The organism is Anaerosalibacter bizertensis (genome assembly GCF_009696605.1).
In the GTDB taxonomy this organism is placed as follows: Bacteria; Bacillota; Clostridia; order Tissierellales; family Sporanaerobacteraceae; genus Anaerosalibacter; species Anaerosalibacter bizertensis.
The window spans coordinates 1-26,139 of sequence record NZ_VULR01000019.1 but is presented as its reverse complement, the minus strand read 5'-3'; the positions used below and the strand labels follow the sequence as shown (position 1 = coordinate 26,139).

Sequence of the window (26,139 nt, the reverse complement as noted above, 5' to 3'; positions counted from 1 at the left end):
TTTTTGCCATTCATTTATCCTAACTTCCCATAAACAATTTCCAATAATTCTTCGCGTAGTTTTTTCCCTTCGTTTAATATGTTTTTCATTTCCTCTTCTATATTTTTTATATATTTTTCATCCTTTAATCCTGCTAAATTTATTTTTACATTAAAAAGAGCCCCTTCTAATCCTGAATAAGCAAGTAGTGCTCCAACTCCTACATCTGTTATTGCATTTGGATTTCCATATAAAGCAAAAGTTTTCTGAAGTCTTAAAACTTCTAAACACTCTTTAGCACATTCTAAAGGTGTTTCTAAAGCACCTTTAGTAGCTTCTTCAATAGCTAAAGATCTAGCTCTTTTCTCATCTTCAGTTTCCTTGGGCAGCTTAAAAGACTCCATTACTTTATTAAAAGCTTCTGTATCTTTATCTACAAAGACATTTAATTTTTTAATAGAATCTTGTACTTTAACTAAATTTTCATCTAGTTCTTTCCTATGTACTTCATCTAATTTTTCATATGCTTTTTTCCCAATTGTTAAATTTCCTACCATGCTAGTTAAAGCTGCACCTAAACTTCCAACTAATGCAGAAACACTTCCACCCCCTGGAGCTGGCTCATTGCTAGCTACTTGATTTACATAATCTTTTATAGTTTTATCAACTAACATTATTACACACCCCCTATAATTTATTACAAAAATTATAACATATTAAAAATTTATTATCTACTTAAAATCAAACTGTTCTTTGTATCTAAGCTCTTCTCTATCATCTTTCTCTTCTTCTTTTTTAAATATATATACAAAATAATATATAACTGATATAAATAATCCTCCACCTAAGACATTTCCAATGGTTACAGGAATTAAATTATTTATCCACATTTGTTTAAAACTGATATTGGCTCCTAAAAATTTTCCTAGTGGAATATAGAACATATTAGCTATACTGTGTTCATAACCTATCAATGTAAATAACATTATAGGAAACCATATAGATAATATCTTTGAGGCAAAACTTTCACTTCCTGATGCCATCCATACAGCTAATACAACTAATATATTACATAGAAATCCTCTAATTAAAGCTTGAATAAAAGACATTTCTATTTTTCCAATAGCTATATTTATTGATAAATCTTTTATGCTTTCATTTACTAGCCCAGACTTATAGACTAAAAAAGCAAGGAATAATGAACCTAAAAAATTACCTATATATACTAAGAGCCAACTTGAAATCATATCTTTAATTTCTATTTTTCCATCTAATAAAGACAGTACCATCAGATTATTTCCTGTAAACAACTCTCCTCCTGCCATTACTACTAACATAAGACCCACTGGAAATACTAAAGCTCCTAAAAATTTAGATAATCCTATATCTATATTTCCTAAACTTTGCATAATAGTAAGGCTTCCATGAGCTCCAAATCCTATAAACATGCCAGCAAGAATAGATAATAAAATTTTTTTATTATTGCTTAATTTTGATTTTTTAATACCTATTTCAATATTTTTTGAAGCAATTTCATTTGGTCCAAGCATCTAATCACTCCTTTTATGTCATTTTTTTAACAAGTATAAAATATATTATTGGGTAATGAATTCATTACCCAATAATATATTTTATATTGATTTTAATTTTTAAACAACTTTTTTATATTTTAGACTCATAATCTTTAAGAGATTTAATCACGACTGGACTAAGAGCAAACAAAGCTATTAAGTTAGGAAACACCATAATACCATTGCACATATCTGCAATATCCCAAACTAATTGAACCTCTAAAAAAGAACCCAATATTATAAAACCAAAAACTATCCATCTATAATATCTTACCCCGCCTTTACCAAATAAATATTTTATATTGGCTTCTCCAAAGAAGTACCAACCTATAACAGTAGAAAAAGCAAAGAAGAACAAGCTTATTGCTATAAAAGGTGAGCCATACTTTCCAAGACCAGTTGCAAATGCTAATTGAGTCATTTCAGCTCCTGTTGTTCCTGTAGTATGAGCATCCGTAGTTAAAATAATTAATGCTGTTAAAGTACATATAATCATAGTATCAAATATTACTCCTACCATAGCTACCAAACCTTGTTCAGCAGGATGATCTACTTTAGCAACTGCATGAGCATGAGGTGTAGAACCCATACCTGCTTCATTAGAAAATAACCCTCTTGATATTCCAAATCTTACTGCTTCTTTAGCAGTAACTCCTAAAACTCCACCGCCCACAGCTTTAGATGAAAAAGCTCCTTGAAAAATCATTCTAAAAGCTGGTCCTATATGAGATGCATTTCTAATAATTATCACTAATCCTCCTATTATATAAATAAGTGCCATAAAAGGAACTACTAATTCAGTAAAACTAGCTATTCTAGTCATACCGCCTACTAATATAAGTGCTGCAAGAATTGCTATTGCTATTCCTATTATAAATTTAGGAATATGAAAAGCATTATTTATTGCTGTAGCCATAGAATTAGATTGAACCATATTTCCCACAAATCCTAATGCTATAATTATTGCTACGGAAAAAAAAGCAGCTAATGCCTTGTTATTTAAACCCTTACTAATATAATAAGCAGGTCCGCCAGTAATTTCTCCATCTATTCTATCTGTATAAGTTTGAGCCAAAACTGCTTCTCCAAATATTGTTCCCATACCAAAAAAAGCACTTACCCACATCCAAAATATGGCCCCTGGTCCTCCTGAAGCTATGGCTGTTGCTACTCCAGCTAAATTTCCTGTTCCAACTTGGGCAGCTATAGCTGTTGCTAATGCTTGAAAAGAAGACATTCCATCTTTATCCGCCTCTACATCTTTATTAAATAGTCCACCAAATGTTTGTTTAAATCCTCTTTTTATTTGCCGTACTTGAGGAAATCTTAATCTAATAGAAAAATAAAGTCCTGTACCTACTAATAAAAATACTAAGATATATCCCCACAAATAATCATTTATAGTATCTACTATAGTATTAAAACTCATAAAATCCCTCCTTATCAATCGTTTATATTAATTTATTTTATAGACTATTGATTAGACTCTATATGTATCAAGTATGTAAATATAGTTTAATAAATATACATTAAACCTCAAATATTAACTTTTGTTATATTTAAAACTTTTAATTCTATTTCTTTTTAGTTCAAACAGATGATTTCTATTAATATCTATTAAATATTTTGGATTTTTATAGTAGGAATGTAACATTATTCAATCAATTTCCATATATAATCAATAATCTATTAGTTATAGATATACACTTTCGTTGTATTTTTGTCAAGCATTTTGACATTCTTTAACTATTTCTTCCAAAATTTTAAGTAAATCGTTGAATTTTTTATGGATATTATTATAAACTACAATTTTATTGTTATATTAAAATAGTATAATAAGATATATTATATATATAGTTAAAAATAATAGACCCGACTTTCTATCAATTTCCTTTTTTACAGCTCCACTAAAAACAAATATTGTCATAACTAAAAGTGCTATTGGAATGTCTAAATAAAGAGTTTGATCTGATATAAATAATCCATTGTCACTAACAAGAGCTGAAGAACCTAGTACTATAGTTAAATTTAAAATATTTGCTCCTATTATATTACCTACAGAAATATTTTCCTCATCCTTTATAACAGCAGCAACTGACGTAACTAGTTCAGGTAAAGAAGTACCAACAGCAAGTAGGGTTAGGCTTACTACTTGTTGAGGAATTTTAAATATCCTAGCAATTTTTACACCGCTATCCACCAACATATGGGCACCTATTACTATAAACCAAGCTCCTAATATAAACTTAACTATATTTAATATAATATCTTTTTTACTGTGTACAGATTCTTTTTTAATTTTTTCTGTATTTTCACCTCTAACTCTAAACTCTAAAATATTTATTATAATAAAAAATAAAAACAATGCTAAAAGAATAAAACCTTCTTTAAAAGTAACTATTCCATTTCTAGCAAAAATATAAAATATTATTAGGTAACCTATCATCATAAAACCTTTTACATTAAAAAGACCTTTTTTAATTTTTATGGGTTTAATACAAGAACATAATCCTATAACGAAAGCAATGTTGCATATAATAGAGCCTATGACATTTCCAATAGCTATATCTGAATGCCCTTCATTACTTGCCACTGTAGAAACAAAAAATTCAGGAAGAGTTGTAGCAATACTTACAATAGTAGCGCCTATGACCATAGAAGGAATTCCTGTTTTTTTAGCCATCCAAATTGCTGCATCTACAAATAAATCTCCTCCCTTAACTATAGTCAAAAGACCAATAAAAAAAATCACAAAAACAATAACTGTATCCATACTTATCCACCAGCCATTTCTATGTATTAATATATATATATATCAATATACTTTTCAATATTACATTTTCTATTAAAGGGATAAAAAAACTAAGGACCTTTTAAAAGATCCTTAGACTAGCTTAAACAATGCAAGAAAAATAAGTATTGCTCCTGATATCCATGAAAAATCTATTTCTGTTTTTGAAACTATCTTTCCTCCAATATATAGCCCTAAAACTATAGCAAATATATTGAAAATAAAAGAAAAAATTAGCACTTGAATATAGTTAATATTTCCCATGGCAGCTCCAAAACCTATTCCTAATGCATCTAAAGAAAGAGCTGTTCCTAAATATATTGCTTCCTTTATATCTATATCTCCAGAGTTGTTCATGTCTGCCTTGGTACAATCTACTATTACATCTATAACTATTTTTACGTTAGAAAACTTTATTTCTAGCTTTTTATCTGATTTTTTCTGTCTTTTTATTAAAATATTCATAAGACTTTCTAAGATAAAATATAGGCCTAATGAAAATAGAATTAAAAAACTAATAATAGATGGTATATTTCCTGGCAGTATTTTTTTTACTATACCACCTAAAAACATAGACATAAATAAAAAAATTGTACACACAAAATCTATCATCAATAAAGGTAGCTTAGGTATTTTAATTTCTCTTATACCATAAGCTATACCTATAGCTAAAGAATCTAAGCATACAGCTACTACAATAAATAGTGTGTTTAGCACCATATCACATCCTTTTATTAATTATTATCACTATAAATATAATATTCTAGCTATTAATAAAAGGTACATGTTAAGATATAAAAGCTATTAAATGTTTCATGTGAAACATTTAATAGCTTTTATATCAACTCTACTATTTTCTTTTTTAACTCTGCGTTTAAAATTTTTATTTTAATTTCATTTAAATATTCTAATGTATCTATTGTTTTTCCATCTATATTTTCCTCTAAGGAAATAATTATCCTTTGAATATATTCAATTATACAAATTAAAATAATCATATTTTCATATTTATAATATTCATTCCTAACAAATTCTTTTAGTTCACAGGATATTAAATCTTTATTATTAAATAATGTTTTTATAGCAGTTATAGTATTTTTATCAATTTCATCTACTTTCAAATCTTCTAAATGTGGCAGCAAGTCTTCTCTTCCCTCTTGTACAATTAGTTCCTTTAATTTCTTTTTAGTTACCTTTTCATTAAAATCAATTATCACATTCTCCATCCTTTCCCATCCATGATTAACTCTTAAATAGCAAGATACTCTAATATACATTATATGTATCTTTCCATTTTTAAATACTTAAACTTTAGAAAGAGAAAAAGAGTATATGAATATTGATTTTAAAATTTAATAATGTTTCACGTGAAACATTATTCTTCCCCTATCATAATTTCTAATATTCTGTTTAAATCCTCATCACCATAGTATTCAATTTCAATTTTCCCTTTATTTTTCCCTTTTGATATTTGAACTTTTGTACCAAAATATTGCATTAGTCTTTCTTCTGCATCTGATATTATAGTATCTTCTAAGAAAGTATTTGAAAATACATTATCTGTTGAAGTTTTTTCTTTCTTAACTTCTTTAATTTCTTTAGCTATTTTTTCTGTATCTCTTACATTAAGTTTTTTATCTATAATTTCTTTTGCTATATTCTCTCTTTCCTTTGGATTTTCTATAGAAAGTAAGGCTCTACCATGTCCACTGGAAATTCTTCCTTCTTCTATGTGATTCATTGTTTTCTCGTCTAGTTTTAATAATCTGATGGTATTTGCTATATAAGATCTGCTTTTCCCTACAATCTTTGCAACTTCCTCTTGTGTAAATCTATGATTTTTCATTAATTCTTCAAAGGCTTCTGCTTCTTCAATAGGATTTAAGTCTTGCCTTTGTAAATTTTCTATTAAAGCAATTTTAATGGAATCCAGTTCTTTCATATCCTTTATTATACAAGGTATTTCCTTTAATCCTGCTTTTTTTGATGCTCTCCATCTTCTTTCCCCTGCTACTATTTCATAGTTTTTTTCTAGTTTTCTTACAATGATAGGCTGTATAATTCCATAAGTTTTTATAGATTGAGAAAGCTCTAATAATGACTCTTCATCAAATTCTTTTCTTGGTTGATTTTCATTTGGCTTTATAAGGGAAATATCAATATTTACAATTTTTTCATTTTTATCTTCATCTTCAATTTTTAATAGTTCCTCTATAGGATCATCAGGTATTAACGCTGATAGTCCTTTCCCCAACCCTTTTTTCCTAGTTGCCACTTAAAACTCCTCCTCTGACAATTCTAAAAATTCTTCTGCTAAATCAATATAAGCTTCTGCACCTCTAGATTTTGGATCATAGTCTATTACAGATAGACCATAACTTGGTGCTTCAGCAAGTCTTACATTTCTAGGTATAATGCTGGTATAGACCTTTCCTCTAAAATGTTTCTTTACTTCATCGACTACCTGAATTGATAGGTTTGTCCTACCATCAAACATGCTCAATACTACTCCTTCTATTTCTAAGCTGGGGTTCAAACTTCTTTTAACTAGTTTTATTGTATCTACTAACTGGCTTACTCCTTCTAGTGCATAATACTCACATTGAATAGGAATTAAAACACTATTAGAAGCTACCAATGCATTTATACTTAATACACCTAATGATGGAGGACAGTCAATAAATATATAATCATATTCGCTATATACTTCCTCTAAAGCTTTCTTTAACCTTAATTCTCTATTTTCTAATTTAACCAATTCTACTTCTGCTCCTGCTAACTCTACATTAGAAGGAACTAAAAACACATTTTCCGCACTAGTTTTTACAATACTTTCCTTGATTGGAATTTCATTTATTAGTAAATCGTATGTAGATGTATTTAAATTCCTCTTGTTAAGACCAAGCCCACTTGTAGTATTACCCTGAGGATCTACATCGACTATTAAAACCTTTTTATTTTTCTTACCTATAGCAGCTCCTAAATTAATAATGGTAGTAGTTTTGCCGACTCCACCTTTTTGATTAAATATAGAAACAGTCCTAGACATTTTTCACACCCCTAAAATAGCTTTATATCTATATTATATACTATATACTAATTTTGTAGAAAAAAATAGTAGACAAATGTCTACTATTTTTAAAGTGTGGATATATCTATCTTTTAGGAATCTGTACTACTACTTCTATATGATCCCCCATATCTTTTTCCTTGTATTTAGCTTCAATACCTGTTTCTTTTATAGCATTATATGCATTTTTAAGAGTATTTAAGTATATTTTAAAATTAATAAGTCCTTTTACATTTTGATTAGATTCAGATTCTTCTTCTTTAATCAAATCATTCAATATATCTTCAATCAATTTTTCTGTCTTTTTTACTGTTAAGTCCTCTTTAATTACTTTATTTAATACTTCTTCTTTCATCTCATCATCAGGAAGTTTTAAGAGGGCTCTTGCATGTCTTTCAGTCAATTTATTATCTATTAAACTTTTTTTAATTTCATCAGAAAGTTTAAGTATTCTCAACTTATTGGCTATAGTAGACTGGCTCTTTCCAAGCTTTTCAGCTAACCCCTGTTGAGTAAACCCATGATCTTTAATTAAATTATAATAGCCTTCAGCTTCTTCAACAAAATTTAAATCCTCTCTCTGTAAATTTTCTATCAATGCAATCATTGCAGAATCTTGGTCTTTATAGTCAACTATTATAGCAGGAATTTCATCTAGCTCTGCAATCTCAGAAGCTCTCAATCGTCTTTCTCCTGCTACAAGTTCATAGCTATCTTCACATAACTGTCTAACACTTATAGGCTGTATAAGACCATAAGTTTTTATAGATTGACTTAATTCTTCTAAAGATTGTTTATTGAAATTTTTTCTAGGTTGATAAGGATTTGGTTTTATAGAATCTATGGGTATATTTTTGATTTCAGATTGAATATTCTTCATCCTTCATCCCTCTTCCTTTTGGACTTTACCTTACTTTTATAAATATTCTATATATCAATAAATCTTCCTTCTTTTTTAATAATCTTTCGTTCAACAATATTATATAAATTATAAGGGCTTTTTCTTTGGTTTTCCCGCTTGTCTAGGATATTTTGGCAAAGTTTCTTTTATTTTCTCTATTATTATCAAACTATGAACTATATCTGTACCTGGCAACTTAATTAAAATCTTTTCTTTAAATCTTCCACCTAAGGTTTTTATAGCATTTTCTGCATTTTTTAACTCTTCTTCAATATCTTCACCTTTCATGGCAATAAAATGGCCTCCAACTTTTACAAAAGGTAAAGTATATTCACTTAAAACATCTAAAGAAGCAACTGCTCTAGAAGTAGCAATATGGAATTTTTCTCTATAATTATCATCTTTTCCATAGTCTTCGGCTCTTCCATGAATGGTTTCTACATTATTTAATTTTAATTTAGATATTACTTCATCTAAAAAGTTAATCCTCTTGTTTAAACTATCTAAAAGTACTAAATCTATGTTATCATTAATTATTTTTAATGGAAGGCCTGGAAAACCTCCTCCAGTTCCAATATCTATTAATCTAATTTTTTCGTTAAATAAACCTGTATTTATCAAAGTGATACTATCTAAAAAATGCTTTATATCTATTTCTTCATCATCTTTTATAGCTGTTATATTTATTTTTTCATTCCATTCCTTAAGTAGTTCCTTATATAAAATAAACTTGTCTATATCCTCTTCTTTTAAAGAAATGTTTAGATTTTCAGCATGTTTAACTAAAGCATCTACATTAGTCATTCTTTCCACTCCTATTTCTTCTTTTATGCTCAAGATATATTAATAAAACATTTACATCAGCAGGTGAAACACCTGATATTCTTGAAGCTTGCCCTACCGAATCTGGTTTTATATCATTTAACTTTTGTATTGCTTCATTACTTAAGCCCTTGACATCCTTATAATCCATATCTTCTGGAAGCTTTTTATTTTCTAATTTTTTAAATTGTTCTATCTGAGACATTTGTTTCCTTATATATCCTTCGTATTTTATATGAGTTTCAACTTGAAGTCGAATTTCCCTAGGTATATCTTCTCTATCTATATCTATTTCCTTCAATTTTTCATATCCAAGCTCAGGTCTTTTTATTAGATCATATAAACTACTAGCAGTCTTTAATTTTGCACTATTATTCCTTTCTAAAAAGGAGTTTATTTCTTTTGTTGGGGTTACAATAGTATCTTTTAATCTTTTTAATTCTTTCTCTATTAGCTCTTTTTTACGAATTACTTTCTTATATCTTTCCTCACTAGCAAGACCTATTTTATAACCTTTTTCTGTAAGCCTTAAATCAGCATTGTCCTGTCTTAGTGTAAGTCTATACTCTGCCCTAGATGTCATCATCCTATAAGGCTCATTAGTACCTTTAGTTACTAAATCGTCTATGAGAACCCCTATATAGGCTTCAGATCTATCTAATATAAATGGTTCTTTACCTTTTATATTTTGAACTGCATTTATTGCAGCTATCAATCCTTGTGCTGCTGCTTCTTCATATCCTGAAGAGCCATTTATTTGTCCTGCAAAAAACAGATTATTTATCTCTCTGTGCTCTAATGTGGTTTTAAGAATTGTAGGATCTATACAATCATATTCAATGGCATAAGCACTTCTCATAAATTTAACATTTTCAAGACCAATAACTTTTTTATACATTTCTATTTGAACTTCTTCTGGAAGAGTACTACTCATTCCTTGAACATACATTTCCTTTGTATCCAGTCCTTCTGGTTCAATAAATATTTGGTGTTTATTCCTATCAGCAAATCTAACTACCTTATCTTCAATAGAAGGACAATATCTTGGTCCTACACCTTCAATCACACCTGAATACATAGGAGACCTGTCTAAATTTTCCCTTATAATCTTATGGGTTTCTTCTGTTGTATAGGTAAGATAACAAGGCACCTGGTCTATATCAAATTTTTTATCTATATTTAAAAATGAAAATGGGACTATCTCTTCATCTCCTGGCTGTATTTCCATCTTCGAAGTATCTATACTATCTTTATGGACCCTTGCTGGAGTACCTGTTTTAAATCTCCTTAGTTCAATTCCAAGTCTTTCTAAAGAATCAGATAGTATATTTGAAGGGAAGAGACCATCTGGTCCACTTGCATAATCTATTTCTCCTATATATATTCTTCCTTTTAAATAAGTACCTGTACATAATATAATTGCTTTTCCATTGTATACAGCTCCTGTTCTTGTTACTACACCTTTAACCATATTATCTTCAACTATTATATCTACTACTTCTCCCTGCCTTAAATCCAAGTTTTCTTCATCTTCAATAACTTTTTTCATTTCCATATGGTATTTCTTTTTATCTGCTTGAACTCTTAAAGAATGAACAGCTGGTCCTTTAGATGTGTTTAGCATTCTGCTTTGTATAAAAGATTTATCTATATTTAACGCCATTTCTCCACCTAAGGCATCTATTTCTCTAACTAAATGTCCTTTACCAGTGCCTCCAATATTAGGATTACAAGGCATTGAAGCGATAGAGTCTAAAGTCATAGTTAGCATTAAAGTTTTCATACCCATTCTGCTACTAGCTAATGCCGCTTCACAACCTGCATGGCCTGCCCCAACTACTATAATATCGTAATTTCCTCCTAAATATTTTTTTATATCTTCCATCTAAGATATTTCCTCCTTATATCAGCTATTTCCCGATACAAAACTCCGAAAATATTTTATCTAATATATCTTCTGAAATAGTATCTCCAGATATTTCTCCTAAATTATCCCAACAATTTCTAATATCAACTTCTACACAATCTAGTGGAACATTTAACTTAATCCCTTCAATTGCTTCTTCTATATTTTTCTTTGCTTTTATTAGTTGATTTTTATGTCTTATATTAGTTATCATAATTTCATCTGAAACTTCAACATCTCCTGAATAAAACATATTTTTAATAGTTTCTTCCAACTCTTCTATTCCTTCATCTTTAGCTATTGCGGTTAAGATTATTTTTTTATTTGGAATAAGTGTTTTTAAATCTTCAATATTATATTTATTAGGTAAGTCTGTTTTATTTAAAAGTACAATTGAATTTTTTTCTTTTAGCAACTCTATTATTTCTTTATCTTCTAAAGATAGTTCTCTAGAAGCATCAAATACTCCTATTACAAGATCTGCTCCTTCCACTACTTTTTTAGCCCTATCAACACCTATTTTCTCAACTAAATCTTCCGTACTCCTTATACCTGCTGTATCTACTATTTTTAATGGAATCCCATCAATATTTACATATTCCTCTATTATATCCCTTGTTGTTCCTGGAACATCCGTAACAATTGCTCTATTTTCTCTTAATATAGCATTAAGTAGTGAAGATTTTCCTACATTAGGCTTTCCAAGTATTACAGTATTTAACCCATCTCTCAAAATTCTACCTTTATCAGCTGTACTTAAAAGATTATCTATTTCCAATAAAACCTTATTTCCGCTATTTTCTAATTCTTCATAAGTTACTTCTTCTATATCTTCATCAGGAAAATCTATAGATACTTCAACATGAGCAAGCATTTCTAATAGTATATTCCTTATTTCTTCTATTTTAAAAGAAAGACTTCCTTCAAGTTGTTCTAAAGATACATCATAACTTTTATCGGTTTTTGCTCTAATTAAATCTATAACTGCTTCTGCCTGAGATAAATCTAATCTACCATTTAAAAAAGCCCTTTTTGTAAATTCCCCTGGTTCTGCTAAACGAGCACCATTTTCAAGGAGTAATTCCAATATTTTTTTTACAGATATAGCTCCTCCATGACAGTAGATTTCCACAACATCTTCCCTAGTATAGGTGTGAGGTGACTTCATATAAACTATTAGCACTTCATCAACTATTTTTTTATCTTTAGGATTATATATATGCCCATAAGTAAGTTTTCTATTTTCCACATCTTTAAAATCTTCATGAATTTTGCCTTTAAAAATCTTTCCGCCTATATCCAAACTATTTTTTCCACTCATTCTAACTATTCCAATTCCCGATTCTCCCATAGCTGTTGAAATAGCAGCAATAGTATCAGTCATTATATCACCACCTTCTTTAGATAATATAAACCCAGTATTATACTGGGTTTATTTAGCCTCTATTACAACTCTCCTATAAGGTTCTTCACCTTCACTGTGAGTAGTTACTCCATCTACATTTTGTAATGCTGAATGAATTATTCTTCTTTCATAAGGATTCATAGGCTCTAATTTTACAGGACCATTATTATATTTAGCCTTTCGTCCCATTTTTTGAGCAAGTCTAATTAATGTTTCTTCCCTTTTCTTTCTATATCCTTTAATATCTACTAATACTTTAATATACTTTTCTCTGTTCCTATTAACAGCTAAACTTAAAAGATATTGAATTGCATCTAAAGTATTACCCCTTCTTCCAATTGTAATACCCATATCTGTAGAACTTATATTATCAATATATACATATAATGTAGATCCTTCTCTTTTTATATTACTTTTAGCTTTGATTTTCATACCATTAAGAAGCTTATCCATAAAATTCTCAGCAATATCTACTGGATCATTCACAACAGTCACTCTAACTTTAGCATCTTTAGCACCTATAAAACCAAATAAACCTTTACTTGGTTCTTCAATAATTTCTGTTGAAATATCTTCTCTTTGTGCATCTAATTCCTTAAGTGCTTCATTAATAGCATCTTCTATCGTTTTAGATACCTTAACAACAGATCTCATATTAGTTTGACTCCTCCTTAATTTCACCCAAAGACCTATTAGTAATAATTTGTTGCACTATTTGGAAGGTATTACTAATAGTCCAATATAACGCCAGTCCAGCAGGAAAAGCCCTAGCTGACCACCATATCATCAAAGGAAGAATAATATTCATAGTTTTTTGAGTACTTGCCGCTTGATCATTTGGAGCCGCTTGGCTACTCATAAGACGACTTTGTAAAAAAGTTGTAAGTCCAGCCAATAAAGGCAATCCCCACATATAAGGATCCGGTTTTTCCAAATTAGGAATCCATAAGAATACCTTATTCAAAGCCTCATACATTTTTGGATCTTTGAATACATAGGTAATAGGATCTCTTAAAGCTTTAAAAAAGCCTAATATTATTGGTAGTTGAATTATTAAAATAAGACAACCTGAAAAAGGATTAACATTGTTTTCTTTATAAATTTTCATTGTCTTTGCTTGAAGGGTTTGAGGATCATCTTTATATTTATCCTGAAGTTCTTTTAACTCAGGTTGAATTTTTTGCATCTTACTCATAGATTTAGTTTGCTTTAATCCAATAGGAAGCAAAATAAATTTAAATATAATAGTAGTTATGATTATAGCTATAGCATAAAAGGAAATATGCTCAGGTTCTGTACCTATTTTAGATACTAAATCGAATACGAGTTTCAATAATGCACCTAAAGGTTTGGCAAAGAGTTTACTCATCAATTGACCTCCTATCACTTAACTGGATCATATCCTCCTGGATTAAAAGGATTACATCTCAATATTCTTTTAGTGCCCATATACACACCTTTTAAAAAACCATATTTTTCAATAGCTTCTATAGTATAAGCTGAGCAAGTGGGATAAAATCTACAACTTCTATAGGGAAAAATATATTTGGAAATATAGTTTTGATAGATTTTTATTATCCCAATAGCTATTCTTTTCATATATTTTCACCTATTTCTTTAATAAATGGGAAATTTTCAGAAGATGGAGCATAGCACTCTCAATTTCTCTATAATCAGCTTTATTTGCCGCTACCTTAGGCAAAAAAATTAAATCGTATCCATCTTTAATTTTATTACAATTCAGTCTATAGGATTCTTTCATTCTTCTTCTCACTTTATTTCTTACTACACTATTTCCAATCTTCTTGGTCACAGAAAAACCTACCCTATTATAGTTCATTCCATTTTTATGAACATACATTACAACCAAACGATTTCCATAACTCTTCCCTCTATTATACACCTTTTTAAAATGAATATTATTTCTCAATCTATATTTTTTATCCATTAAAAATCTCCTTGAATCTAATTTAGAGAATTATCTTATGTTTAATAAAAAGGCCACTTATTTGCGGCCTTATGCTGTCAATCTCTTTCTGCCTTTTCTTCTACGATTTTTAAGAATTCTTCTACCTTGTTTTGTACTCATTCTTTTTCTAAAACCATGCTCTTTACTTCTTTGTCTTTTTTTAGGTTGATAAGTTCTCTTCATTAAGTACACCTCCTTTTACTACAATAACCTATTTGTATATTGAAATTAAAAGTTCCATCCTATTATAACATAAAAGATAAATACTACTATTGATTATAGTTATAGCAGCTATTAATGTCAAGATTTTTAAGACATATATTAATACACATTTTTAAAAATCCACAACTTGTTTTTATTGTGGATAACTTGCGTTTTTTTATTGATGTATTTTATTTTTTTTGATATGATTATAAGACATGTGGATATATTTAAAAATTATTAACTTTTCCACAGTTATACACAAATTGTGGATACATTGTGTATAAGTTTTATTTTTTTTGTATTTTATTTAATAAAAGTTGTAAAAATCAAGGATTTTACCCACATGTTTTTTCGTTTTATCTTGTGGATAATTTAATTTTAATACTTATATTCCTATTATTCACATTTTATCAATAGCTTATCCACAAATAGCTAAAAATATATTTTTTTATTTCTATTAAAATAATATAGTGTCTGTTGTGGATAAATTTGTTGATATTTTTTTATTTTATTTTTAAATATATTTTTATATAAGTTATAAACATCCTATGGTTTGGTAATAATTTCATAATATATAGGAGGATGGAAAATGAACTCTAATTTAGAAAGTATTTGGAACAACGCCTTGAATCTAATAAAAGTTGAACTTACTGAAGTAAGCTTTAATACTTGGCTAAAAACAATAGAACCAATTTCTTCAACGGAAAATAGTATTGTATTGGCCGCTCCAAATGAGTTTACAAAAGGTATACTAGAAGGCAGGTATTTAAATTTAATTAAAAATGCAGTAAGTCAAGTTGCCAATAAAGATTACAATATAGAATTTATAATACCAGGAGAAAAAATATCTGAAGATATAGGACAAACTCCTAAACCTGAAATCATTGATAGTACTTCTAGATCTCAACTAAACCCTAAATATACTTTTGATACATTTGTCATAGGAAATAGCAATAGATTTGCTCATGCAGCTTCTTTAGCAGTAGCAGAAGCTCCTGCACAAGCATACAATCCTCTATTTATATATGGGGGAGTAGGATTAGGTAAAACTCATTTAATGCATGCAATTGGTCACTATATACTTAATCAAAATCCAAAAACCAAAGTAGTATATGTATCTTCTGAAAAATTTACAAATGAACTTATAAACTCTATAAGAGATGATAGAAATGATGAATTTAGAAACAAATATAGAAACGTAGATATTTTATTAATCGACGATATACAATTTATAGCTGGAAAAGAACGAACTCAGGAAGAATTTTTCCATACCTTCAATGCACTTCATGATGCTAATAAACAGATTATTATATCTAGTGATAGACCTCCTAAAGAAATTCCAACCCTTGAAGATCGATTAAGATCTAGGTTTGAATGGGGGCTTATTGCAGATATTCAAACTCCAGATTTAGAAACTAGAATAGCAATACTCAAAAAGAAAGCAAAATTAGAAAATATTAATGTACCTAATGATGTAATGCTATACATAGCTACAAAGATTCAATCTAATATAAGAGAATTAGAAGGAGCATTAATAAGGATAGTTGCATATTCATCTTTAACAAACAAAGAAGTAACTGTTGAATTAGCAGAAGAAGCATTAAAAGATATAATTTCTGATGATAAACCTAGAGAGGTTACTGTAGATTTAATAAAAGAAATAGTATCTAAAAATTTTAATATTAAAATGGACGATTTTAATTCTAGGAAAAGAACTAGATCTATTGCATATCCAAGACAAATAGCAATGTATTTATGTAGAGAACTTACTGATTTATCACTTCCTAAAATAGGCGATGAATTTGGAGGAAGAGATCATACTACAGTAATACATGCCTGTGATAAAATTTCTGGCGATATAGAATCTGATAAAAACTTCAAAATGAAAATAGATGAAACAATTAAAGAAATTAAAGGGGAATAGCTAACAAAAACATGTTGATATCATGTTTATATTATGTTTATAGTTTTAAATTAATTTTCCTATTGTTGATAACGGGGATAATTCACTAAGTTATTAAAGGGTTATTAACATTTTATTAAATGGCGAAAATTTGTTGAAAATAAGTTTTACACATACTTATCCACATATCAACACCCCCTACTACTATTACTACTATATTAGTTTATCATTTTATATATCTTTTACACATCCACATAAAAATTAAAAGGAGGTACTTTTCAATTGAGAATACAAGTAGAACAAAAAAAATTAGCAAAACATATAAATATAGTTCAAAAAGGAATTTCCAGTAAAACTACATTACCAATATTAGATGGTATTCTTTTAGAAGCTAAAGAAGGAAGATTGAAATTAACAGGTACAGATTTAGAAATAGGTATAGAATCTTATATAGAAGCAAATGTATTAGAAGAAGGTTCTATAGTTATTAATTCTAGATTATTCGGAGATATAGTTAAAAAATTACCAAACTCAGAAATAGACATAAGTACATCTGAAAATAAGATGAATATTATATGTGGTTCATCTCAATTTAATTTAATAGGTAATCCTGCTTTAGAATATCCAGAACTACCTACATTAATAGATCAATTATCTTTAAAAATACCTATGGATTTATTCAAAAATATAATAAGACAAACAGTATTTGCTACAACTCAAGATGAGACAAGACCTATTCTTACAGGGGTACTTTTTGAAATAATTGATGGAAATGCATCTTTTGTAGCTCTTGATGGATATAGATTAGCTTTAAGAAATGTAAAAATAGATTCCTCTGAAGATATAAAGGTTGTAATTCCAGGAAGAACTTTAAGTGAATTAAATAAAATACTTGAAGAAGATGAGGAAGATATAGAAATTACTTTAACTCCTGGACATATAGTATTCAATATTGGAGATACATTGGTTTTTTCAAGACTACTTGAAGGACAGTTTTTAAATTATAGAGATATAATAAGGGAAGATCATGAAACTAAGGTTAAAGTTAATAGGAAAGAGTTACAAGATAGTTTAGAAAGAGCTTCACTTTTAGCAAAAGAAGAAAAGGCAAATCTTGTAAAATTAAATTTATTTGAAGATAAATTGGCGATAAAATCTAATTCAGAAATTGGAAATGTTCATGAAAATATGGATGTAGAGTTAGAAGGAAAAGATGTAAATATAGCTTTTAACTCAAAATATATTTTGGATGGAATAAAAGCCATAGAAGAAGAGGAAATAGAACTTTTCTTTATGGGAAGTTTAAATCCTTGTATAATAAAACCTGTAGAAGATGACAATTATATTTATTTAGTACTGCCAGTTAGACTTGCTAAAGATGATTATTAAAGAGAAGGGATGTATTATGAAAAAAGTAAAGATTGAAACGGAATATATAAAATTAGATCAATTATTAAAATTTTCAGGAGTATTGAGTACTGGAGGTCAAGGTAAGATATTAATTAAGCAAGGATATGTTAAATTAAATGGAGAAATAATTACAGAAAGAGGTAAAAAAATAAAAAAGGGAGACGAAATTGAAATAAAAGATATGGGAAAGATTCTTGTGATATAATATGGATGGTTGGACTTAAGGGGTGCTTTATTTGTACGTAGACAGTGTTAGACTTATTAATTTTAGAAACTATATGGATTTAAATTTAGAGCTTAATAAAAAAGTAAATATATTCATAGGGAAAAATGCTCAAGGGAAAACAAATTTACTTGAGTCTATATATTTGTGCTCTGCAGGAAAGTCTTTTAGAACCAATGTAGATAAAGATATGATAAATATAAAAAAGAATCAATGTTATGTAGGGGCCAAAGTATTTGGAAATCATATAGATAAATTTATAGAAATAAAACTTGAAAGAAACAAACCTAAGAGGATTAAAATAAATAAATTAGAGCTTGAGAAAAATAGAGATTTATATGGTGGCTTGAATGTGGTGGTTTTTTCTCCAGAAGATTTAAGAATTATAAAAGATGGTCCGTCAGAAAGAAGAAATTTTATTGACAGAGAGATATCCCAAATAAAACCTATATATAGATACAATTTAAATCGATATAATAAAATATTATTTCAAAGGAATAATCTGCTTAAAAATATGAGGATGAATAAAAAAAATAAACATCTAATTGATATATTTAATATGCAGATGGTTAAGTCTGGAAGCAAAGTAATTATTGATAGAGCTAGATTTGTAGAAAATCTAGCTCTATCATCTAGAAAAATTCATAGAGATATTACTTATGGAAAAGAAGAATTGCTTTTAAAATACAGAACTAATGTAGTTGAAAGATTTGATGATATACTATATATAGAAAAAAAATTCATGGAAAAGCTAGAAAAAGATATAAATAATGATATACTAAAGGGTACCACAAAAATAGGTCCTCATAGGGATGATATAGATATTTTTATAAACAATATGGATTCTAAAACCTTTGCTTCTCAAGGCCAGCAAAGAACGGCAGTTTTATCTATGAAACTTGCTGAGGTAGATATTATAAAAGAAGAAAAGGAAGACTTTCCGGTACTTTTACTAGATGATGTGTTATCAGAATTGGATAAAGATAGAAGAAAGTATTTAATTCATACTTTTAGAGATTTACAGACCATAATTACGTCAACAGATATTATAGATTTAGGAGAGTTTGATTCATTGGAAAAGAAAATTTTTTGTATTGAAAATGGAAATGTAAATTCAAATGCAAATTAGTTACGTGAAGGAGTTAGATAAAAATGTTTCTTCATATTGGAAAAAATCTTACTATACCTGTAAATAAAATTATTGCAATTGTAGATAAGGAGACTTCTCTATATTCTTATGATACAAAAATGTTCATAGATATAATGAAAAAAAAAGGTAATATATATAATCCCGACCAGATAGATGAAAAAGAAATAAAAACTTACATTATTACAGATAATAATATATATACATCGAATATTTCTTCTTCTACTTTATTTAAAAGAAATAATAAAATGAAAAAATCAGCTAATAACTTTATTTAATTTTTAGCTTTAGTATAGATTGGAGGGAAGTTGATGACAAAAGAATATAATAATAGAAAATATACAGCAGATGAAATTCAAGTACTTACAGGATTGGAACCAGTAAGATTAAGACCAGGTATGTATATAGGAAGCACTGGACCTAAGGGACTTCATCATTTAGTATATGAAGTAGTAGATAATAGTATTGATGAAGCCTTAGCAGGAGTTTGTGATACTATTTCTATAACTATAAATGAAGATAATTCTGTATCTGTATCAGATAATGGAAGTGGTATTCCTGTAGAGACCCATCCTCAAACTGGAAAATCTACTGTAGAAACAGTTCTTACAATTCTTCATGCTGGAGGAAAATTTAATAACGGAGCTTATAAAGTGTCAGGAGGGCTTCATGGAGTAGGAATATCTGTAGTAAATGCTCTTTCAGAATATTTAGAAGTAGAGGTAAAGAGAAACAGCAAAATATATGAGCAAAAATTTAGTAGAGGAGTGCCTACTACTGAGCTAAAAATTATAGGTGACAGTGATGAAACAGGTACAACTATTACATTTAAACCAGATAAAGAGATATTTGATGATGTAGTTTTTGATTTTGAAACTTTAGAATTTAGATTTAGAGAAATGGCTTTTTTAAACAAGGGAATTAAAATTTTATTAGAGGATAAAAGGAGCAATAAAAAAGAAGAATTTCACTATGAAGGCGGCATAAAAGCTTTTGTAGAATATATAAATAAAAATAAGACTAAAATCCAAGAAAATATAATGTATTTTGAGGCGGAAAAAGATAATTCTACTGTAGAGTTAGCTATGCAGTATACAGAGAGTTATTCAGAGAATATATTTTCTTTTGCCAATAATATAAATACTCATGAAGGTGGAACGCATCTAAGTGGTTTTAAGTCTGCTATTACAAGAGCTATAAACGATTATGCTCGAAGACATAATATATTAAAAGAAAAAGATGATAATTTCCAAGGAAATGATGTAAGGGAAGGACTTACAGCTGTTTTATCAGTAAAACTTATGAATCCACAATTTGAAGGTCAAACTAAAACTAAACTAGGTAATAGTGAAATGAGAGGTATAGTAGATACCCTGGTTTCTGAAAACATTGATAGATTTTTAGAAGAAAATCCAAAAGATGCAAAAGTTATTATTGAAAGAGCAATGAAAGCTTCTCATGCTAGAGAAGCAGCAAGAAAAGCGAGAGAATTGTCAAGGAAAAGGAGTATTTTAGATAATACAACCCTTCCTGGAAAACTTGCTGATTGTTCCCTTAATGATCCGGAGGTAACAGAAGTTTTTATAGTCGAAGGGGATTCAGCGGGAGGTAGTGCAAAACAAGGTCGTGATAGAAGATATCAAGCTATACTTCCACTAAGAGGAAAAATAATGAATGTTGAAAAAGCAAGGCTTGATAGAGTTCTTGGATTTGAAGAAATAAAAGCTATGATTACTGCTTTTGGATGTGGAATTGGAAGTGAGTTTGATATTGATAAGTTAAGATATGGAAAGATAATTATTATGACTGACGCCGACGTAGATGGAGCTCATATTAGAACTTTATTGTTAACATTTTTCTTTAGATATATGAAACCATTAGTTGAAAATGGCCATATTTATATAGCACAACCACCTTTATATAAAATATCTAAAGGTAAGACTGATTATTATGCTTATAGCGATAATCAGCTTGATAAAGTTATGAATGAATTAGGAAGGGATAAGGAATATCCTATTCAAAGATATAAGGGTTTAGGAGAAATGAATCCTGAACAACTTTGGGAAACTACAATGGACCCTGAAACTAGGACTATACTTCAAGTATCAGTAGAAGATGCTCTTGCAGCAGATGAAATATTTACAATGTTAATGGGCGATAGAGTAAAACCTAGAAGAGAATTTATTCAAAAGAATGCAAAATTAGTTAAAAACCTTGATATATAAATAAGTTATAGTAAATAAAAAACTTTCTTGACAGATATATTTTAACCCTTAGTAACACTACTAAGGGTTAAAATTACTTTTATGATTATGAATATAATCTTTGCTAATAATCATTAATAGGGAAATCAAAGATAGTTTTGAAATATGATATAATACAATAGATTAAGAAGATTTTCTTAGTCGGATATCGTGTAAGGAGGATCGAATAATGGATAAAGAAGAAAATAATATTATATCGGTAAATATAGAAGATGAAATGAAAAAATCCTATTTAGATTACGCCATGAGTGTTATTGTAAGTAGAGCACTTCCAGATGTAAGGGATGGATTAAAACCAGTTCATAGAAGGATACTATATGCTATGAATGAATTGGGTATTTCTCCAGAAAAACAATATAAAAAATCTGCTAGGGTTGTCGGTGATGTTTTAGGTAAATACCATCCTCATTCAGATACATCTGTTTATGATGCTATGGTAAGACTTGCTCAAGACTTTAACACTAGATATCTCCTTGTAGATGGTCATGGAAACTTTGGCTCTGTAGATGGAGATGGAGCAGCAGCTATGCGTTATACAGAAGTGAGGATGACAAAACTTGCTACAGAAATGCTTAGAGATATAAATAAAGATACTATAGATTATGGACTAAACTTTGATGAATCATTAAAAGAACCTAAAGTACTACCAAGTAGATTTCCTAATCTTTTAGTTAATGGTTCATCAGGTATTGCTGTAGGTATGGCAACTAGTATTCCTCCTCATAATTTATGTGAAGTTATAGATGGCATAATAGCAATTATAGATGATCCAGAAATAGATATAGAAAGCCTTACAGATATTATCCGAGGACCAGATTTTCCTACTTCTGGAATAATAATGGGTATGGAAGAAATAAAAAAGGCCTATAGAACAGGGCGAGGTAAGGTAACTGTAAGAGCTAAAACTGAAATAGAGGAATTTGGAAAAAATAGGAACAGAATAGTAGTTACAGAAATTCCTTATCAAGTAAATAAAGCAAGACTAATCGAAAAAATAGCCGATCTTGTAAAAGATAAAAAAATAGAAGGAATTTCAGATTTAAGAGATGAATCGGATAAGGAAGGTATGAGAATAGTAATAGAATTAAAAAGAGATTCTATTCCTAAAGTAGTGCTTAACAATCTATTTAAACAAACACAAATGCAAAATACATTTAGTATTATTATGCTTGCATTAGTTGATGATGAGCCAAAAATATTAAATTTAAAAGAAATGTTAAATCATTATTTAAATTTTCAAAAAGAAGTAATAGTTAGGAGAACTAAATATGAATTAAAAAAAGCAGAAGACAGGGCTCATATATTAGAGGGTTTAAAAATTGCACTTGATCATATAGATGAAGTAATAAATACAATTAGAAGTTCAAAGGATGATAAGACAGCTAAAGACAAGCTTATGTCTAAATTTGGCCTTTCAGAAAGACAATCTCAAGCTATACTAGATATGAGACTTAGAAGGCTTACTGGTCTTGAAAGAGGTAAGATAGAAGAAGAATATGGGGAATTGATTAAAGAAATAAATAGATTAAAAGAAATACTTGGAAGTGAAGAATTAATTTATGGAATAATAAAAGAAGAACTTTTAGAGATAAAAGAAAAATATGGAGACGAAAGAAGGACTATGATAGTTCCTTCAGAAGAAGAAATAAATATCGAAGATATGATAAAAAAAGAAGATGTAATAATAACTTTGACCCACTTTGGATATATAAAAAGAATTCCAGAAAATACTTACAGACTTCAAAGAAGAGGTGGAAGAGGGGTTGCAGCTTTAACTACAAGAGAAGAAGATTTTGTAGAACATTTATTTATTACATCAACCCATGATACAATAATGTTCTTTACTAATGCAGGAAGAGTACATTCACTAAAAGCTTATGAAATTCCTGAAGGTGGGAGACAGTCTAAAGGAATGGCTATAGTTAATCTTTTAAATTTAGCAGGAGATGAAAAAATAAATGCAGTAATCCCTATAAGTGAGTATGAACCAGATAGTAACTTAGTGTTTGTTACTAAAAACGGTATAACTAAAAGAACTAAATTTGAACATTTTAAAAATATAAGAAAGACAGGTTTAATTGCTATAGGATTAAGAGATGACGATGAATTAATAAGTGTTAGAAAAACTTATGGAGAAGAAGAACTTATTATTGTAACTGCTAAAGGAATGGCTATTAGATTTAAAGAAGAAGATGTAAGACAAATGGGTAGAACTGCTATGGGTGTAAAAGGTATTAATTTAAATAAAAAAGATGAAGTAGTAGGAATGGATTTAGTAGAAGAAGGAAAAGATTTATTAGTAATTAGTAAAAATGGATATGGTAAAAGAACCCCTCTAGATGAGTATAGACCTCAAACTAGGGGAGGAAAAGGACTTAAAACTTACCATGTGAAAGAAAAAACAGGACCTTTAGTTTCTGCAAAAGTAGTAGATAAAGATGATGAAATTATGATGATTTCTAACTGTGGAACTATTATAAGATTGAATGTAAAAGAAATATCAGAAATGGGCAGAAATACCCAGGGAGTTACTTTGATGAAAGTAAATGAAAAAGATGAAGTTGTTGCTGTAGCCAAGTACGTAGAAGAAGAATAAAGTAAAATAAGCATACTTGAAAAAAGTATGCTTATTTTACTTAATAATACCTAGTAAAATACTTTACATTAATTTTTTTTTATTATACAATTACTGTAATACTATAATAGTATTAAGGAGGCTTAGCTTATGGCATTAAATGTAAATATAAACTATGATAATGAAAGAAATATTTGGATTGTAAAGCCAGTTGGAGAAGTAGATATATATACATCTCCTAAATTAAAAGAAAAATTACTAAAATCATTAAAAGAAAAAGAAACAGACTTATTAATAGATGGAGAAAAATTAGATTATATTGATAGTACAGGTTTAGGTGTTTTAATTAGTATTTTGAAGAAAGTTAAAGAAAGTGAAAATAATATAATTCTTATAAATTTAAAATCAAATATTAGGAAATTATTTGATATAACAGGATTGGACAAGGTATTTATAATCAAGGAGTGAAAGAGATGAATAAAGATTTTATTAAGCTTACAGTTCCAAGTAGACCTGATTATGTAGGGGTTGTCAGATTAACTACTTCATCCATAGGAAGCAAAATTGATTTTAGTATTGAAGAGATAGAAGATATTAAAGTAGCTATTGCAGAAGCATGTATAAATGCAATGGAAAAATCAGAAACATTAAATATTGAATACGAACTTTATAAAGATAAATTAATTATGTTTGTTGAAAATGTAACCGAAAAAATAGATAGCTTTAGAAAAGATGTTAAAGAAAAGGAATTAGGAATATTGATAATAAGATCTTTGATGGATGAAGTTGAATTTACAGATAAGGGTATAAAAATGATAAAAAAAATAGAGGATGGTATTGATGGCTAATCAAGGTTTAAGTAGAAAGAAAGACTTTGATAATATAAAGGATACTGATACAAAAGTTTTGTTTAAAGAATATAAGGAAACTGGAGATTTAAATATTAGAGAAGAATTAATAGAAAGACATCTTTATATAGCAGAAATACTATCTAAAAAATATGCTAATAGAGGGATTGACTATGAGGACATATATCAAGTAGCTTCTATAGGATTGATATATGCTGTAGATAGATTTGATGTAGACAAAGGATTTGAGTTTTCAAGTTTTGCAACTCCAACTATTATAGGAGAAATTAAAAAGTACTTTAGAGATAAAGGTTGGACTATAAGAGTTCCAAGAAGAATACAAGAGCTTTCAAAGAAAATAAATAATTCAAAAGACTTACTTAGTCAAAAATTACAACGTTCACCAACAGTAGAAGATATAGCTGAGTATTTGAGTTGCAGTACAGAAGAGGTTTTGGAGGCTATGGAGGCTAGTAAAGTATATACCCCTCAATCATTAGATATAACTTATGACTCTAATAATGATGATAAAGATGTAAATCTATCAGATCTTATAGGAGAAGAAGATCTTTATTTTGATAAAATAGAAAATAATGATTTTATTTTAAGAGCAATGAAAAACTTAAATGAAATGGAAAAGCAAATACTTGTAAATAGGTTTTTCAATAAGAAGACACAAGTTTCTATAGCAGAGAAACTAGGTATATCTCAGATGACTGTTTCTAGAATAGAAAAGAAAGTAATAGATAAATTTAGAAAAGAAATGAAAAAAACTTTAAGTTAATGTATTGACATAAATGAAAAATGCTTGTATAATAATGAACAGTCACCTAGTCAACAGAAAAAACTTTAAAATATTTTAAAAAAATAATGTTGACAAAAAGTTCTTAAGGTGGTATAGTTAATAAGTCAGCAAAAAAAGCAACAAAAGAACCTAGAAAATTAAACAGTGTAAAAAAGTCCTTAAGTTAATAACTTTGATTTAAATATAATTCATAACTTAAGTCTGTATGTCAAACATACAGAAGTAATTAGTTCTGAAGGATAAAACTTTTATTATGAGAGTTTGATCCTGGCTCAGGATGAACGCTGGCGGCGTGCCTAACACATGCAAGTCGAGCGAAGGATATATAGTGAAATCTTCGGATTGA

Annotated in this window: 27 protein-coding genes and 1 rRNA gene; 11 read left to right on the top strand and 17 right to left on the bottom strand. The window is 28.6% G+C overall.

The features are described from left to right. Positions 1-14: 14 nt before the first annotated feature. The 17 genes from FYJ27_RS11100 to rpmH all read right to left on the bottom strand — a co-directional run bounded on the left by FYJ27_RS11100 (position 15) and on the right by rpmH (position 14,597). Entirely contained in the window at positions 15-653 is a 639-nt protein-coding gene (locus FYJ27_RS11100) for a cyclodeaminase/cyclohydrolase family protein (protein ID WP_154484899.1), read from the bottom strand. Positions 654-710: 57 nt separating this feature from the next. Next, entirely contained in the window at positions 711-1,529 is an 819-nt protein-coding gene (locus tag FYJ27_RS11095) for a formate/nitrite transporter family protein (RefSeq protein ID WP_154484898.1), read from the bottom strand. 112 nt (positions 1,530-1,641) lie between these two features. Then, a complete protein-coding gene (locus FYJ27_RS11090; RefSeq protein WP_154484897.1) occupies positions 1,642-2,979 on the bottom strand; it encodes an alanine/glycine:cation symporter family protein in 1,338 nt (445 codons plus the stop codon). 393 nt (positions 2,980-3,372) lie between these two features. Continuing rightward, positions 3,373-4,323: a calcium/sodium antiporter gene (locus tag FYJ27_RS11085; protein WP_154484896.1), complete on the bottom strand. Its 951-nt coding sequence runs from the start codon at positions 4,321-4,323 to the stop codon at positions 3,373-3,375. Positions 4,324-4,434: 111 nt separating this feature from the next. After that, a complete protein-coding gene (ytaF, locus tag FYJ27_RS11080) occupies positions 4,435-5,058 on the bottom strand; it encodes a sporulation membrane protein YtaF (protein ID WP_195839125.1) in 624 nt (207 codons plus the stop codon). A 119-nt stretch (positions 5,059-5,177) separates the two neighbouring features. Next, positions 5,178-5,567 (bottom strand): hypothetical protein, encoded by a 390-nt coding sequence (locus FYJ27_RS11075; RefSeq protein ID WP_154484894.1) that lies wholly within the window; start codon positions 5,565-5,567, stop codon positions 5,178-5,180. Positions 5,568-5,716: 149 nt separating this feature from the next. Then, positions 5,717-6,616 carry a ParB/RepB/Spo0J family partition protein gene (locus FYJ27_RS11070; RefSeq protein ID WP_216385781.1) on the bottom strand — a complete coding sequence of 300 codons (900 nt, stop codon included), beginning with the start codon at positions 6,614-6,616 and terminating at the stop codon, positions 5,717-5,719. Further along, positions 6,617-7,390 carry a ParA family protein gene (locus FYJ27_RS11065; RefSeq protein WP_154484893.1) on the bottom strand — a complete coding sequence of 258 codons (774 nt, stop codon included), beginning with the start codon at positions 7,388-7,390 and terminating at the stop codon, positions 6,617-6,619. A 106-nt stretch (positions 7,391-7,496) separates the two neighbouring features. Then, positions 7,497-8,291, bottom strand: coding sequence for a nucleoid occlusion protein (gene noc, locus FYJ27_RS11060; protein WP_154484892.1), 795 nt, complete (start codon positions 8,289-8,291; stop codon positions 7,497-7,499). A gap of 108 nt (positions 8,292-8,399) precedes the next feature. Beyond that, positions 8,400-9,116 (bottom strand): 16S rRNA (guanine(527)-N(7))-methyltransferase RsmG, encoded by a 717-nt coding sequence (gene rsmG / locus FYJ27_RS11055; RefSeq protein WP_154484891.1) that lies wholly within the window; start codon positions 9,114-9,116, stop codon positions 8,400-8,402. Continuing rightward, positions 9,109-11,019, bottom strand: coding sequence for a tRNA uridine-5-carboxymethylaminomethyl(34) synthesis enzyme MnmG (mnmG, locus tag FYJ27_RS11050; protein WP_154484890.1), 1,911 nt, complete (start codon positions 11,017-11,019; stop codon positions 9,109-9,111). The genes rsmG and mnmG overlap by 8 nt, the downstream gene beginning before the upstream one ends. A gap of 25 nt (positions 11,020-11,044) precedes the next feature. Beyond that, positions 11,045-12,424, bottom strand: a complete 1,380-nt coding sequence (mnmE, locus tag FYJ27_RS11045; protein WP_154484889.1) for a tRNA uridine-5-carboxymethylaminomethyl(34) synthesis GTPase MnmE — start codon at positions 12,422-12,424, stop codon at positions 11,045-11,047. 48 nt (positions 12,425-12,472) lie between these two features. After that, entirely contained in the window at positions 12,473-13,099 is a 627-nt protein-coding gene (jag, locus tag FYJ27_RS11040) for an RNA-binding cell elongation regulator Jag/EloR (protein WP_154484888.1), read from the bottom strand. Between the two features lies 1 nt (position 13,100). Further along, positions 13,101-13,814 carry a YidC/Oxa1 family membrane protein insertase gene (locus FYJ27_RS11035; protein WP_154484887.1) on the bottom strand — a complete coding sequence of 238 codons (714 nt, stop codon included), beginning with the start codon at positions 13,812-13,814 and terminating at the stop codon, positions 13,101-13,103. 14 nt (positions 13,815-13,828) lie between these two features. Beyond that, positions 13,829-14,044 (bottom strand): membrane protein insertion efficiency factor YidD, encoded by a 216-nt coding sequence (yidD, locus tag FYJ27_RS11030; RefSeq protein WP_154484886.1) that lies wholly within the window; start codon positions 14,042-14,044, stop codon positions 13,829-13,831. 10 nt (positions 14,045-14,054) lie between these two features. Continuing rightward, the gene (gene rnpA / locus FYJ27_RS11025; protein WP_154484885.1) at positions 14,055-14,393 is read right to left on the bottom strand and encodes a ribonuclease P protein component; all 339 of its coding nucleotides are present in this window, start codon (positions 14,391-14,393) and stop codon (positions 14,055-14,057) included. A 69-nt stretch (positions 14,394-14,462) separates the two neighbouring features. Further along, positions 14,463-14,597 (bottom strand): 50S ribosomal protein L34, encoded by a 135-nt coding sequence (gene rpmH / locus FYJ27_RS11020; protein ID WP_154484884.1) that lies wholly within the window; start codon positions 14,595-14,597, stop codon positions 14,463-14,465. Positions 14,598-15,207: 610 nt separating this feature from the next. On the opposite strand from rpmH, the gene dnaA reads away from it, so the two are divergent. From dnaA to FYJ27_RS10965, 11 genes are all read left to right on the top strand, one after another. Further along, entirely contained in the window at positions 15,208-16,542 is a 1,335-nt protein-coding gene (dnaA, locus tag FYJ27_RS11015; RefSeq protein ID WP_154484883.1) for a chromosomal replication initiator protein DnaA, read from the top strand. Between the two features lie 261 nt (positions 16,543-16,803). After that, positions 16,804-17,910, top strand: a complete 1,107-nt coding sequence (dnaN, locus tag FYJ27_RS11010; protein ID WP_154484882.1) for a DNA polymerase III subunit beta — start codon at positions 16,804-16,806, stop codon at positions 17,908-17,910. A gap of 16 nt (positions 17,911-17,926) precedes the next feature. After that, on the top strand, positions 17,927-18,136 hold the full coding sequence (locus tag FYJ27_RS11005; RefSeq protein ID WP_154484881.1) for an RNA-binding S4 domain-containing protein: 210 nt from the start codon (positions 17,927-17,929) through the stop codon (positions 18,134-18,136). A 31-nt stretch (positions 18,137-18,167) separates the two neighbouring features. After that, positions 18,168-19,283, top strand: coding sequence for a DNA replication/repair protein RecF (gene recF / locus FYJ27_RS11000; RefSeq protein ID WP_154484880.1), 1,116 nt, complete (start codon positions 18,168-18,170; stop codon positions 19,281-19,283). Between the two features lie 23 nt (positions 19,284-19,306). Beyond that, a complete protein-coding gene (remB, locus tag FYJ27_RS10995) occupies positions 19,307-19,579 on the top strand; it encodes an extracellular matrix regulator RemB (protein WP_154484879.1) in 273 nt (90 codons plus the stop codon). 33 nt (positions 19,580-19,612) lie between these two features. Next, the gene (gene gyrB, locus FYJ27_RS10990; protein WP_154484878.1) at positions 19,613-21,526 is read left to right on the top strand and encodes a DNA topoisomerase (ATP-hydrolyzing) subunit B; all 1,914 of its coding nucleotides are present in this window, start codon (positions 19,613-19,615) and stop codon (positions 21,524-21,526) included. A gap of 208 nt (positions 21,527-21,734) precedes the next feature. Further along, a complete protein-coding gene (gyrA, locus tag FYJ27_RS10985) occupies positions 21,735-24,161 on the top strand; it encodes a DNA gyrase subunit A (RefSeq protein WP_154484877.1) in 2,427 nt (808 codons plus the stop codon). A gap of 129 nt (positions 24,162-24,290) precedes the next feature. After that, entirely contained in the window at positions 24,291-24,608 is a 318-nt protein-coding gene (locus tag FYJ27_RS10980) for an STAS domain-containing protein (protein ID WP_154484876.1), read from the top strand. Between the two features lie 5 nt (positions 24,609-24,613). Further along, the gene (locus tag FYJ27_RS10975) at positions 24,614-24,988 is read left to right on the top strand and encodes an ATP-binding protein (protein ID WP_154484875.1); all 375 of its coding nucleotides are present in this window, start codon (positions 24,614-24,616) and stop codon (positions 24,986-24,988) included. After that, positions 24,981-25,772 carry a SigB/SigF/SigG family RNA polymerase sigma factor gene (locus FYJ27_RS10970; protein WP_154484874.1) on the top strand — a complete coding sequence of 264 codons (792 nt, stop codon included), beginning with the start codon at positions 24,981-24,983 and terminating at the stop codon, positions 25,770-25,772. The genes FYJ27_RS10975 and FYJ27_RS10970 overlap by 8 nt, the downstream gene beginning before the upstream one ends. Positions 25,773-26,042: 270 nt before the next feature. Next, positions 26,043-26,139, top strand: a 16S ribosomal RNA gene (locus FYJ27_RS10965); the annotation flags it as partial.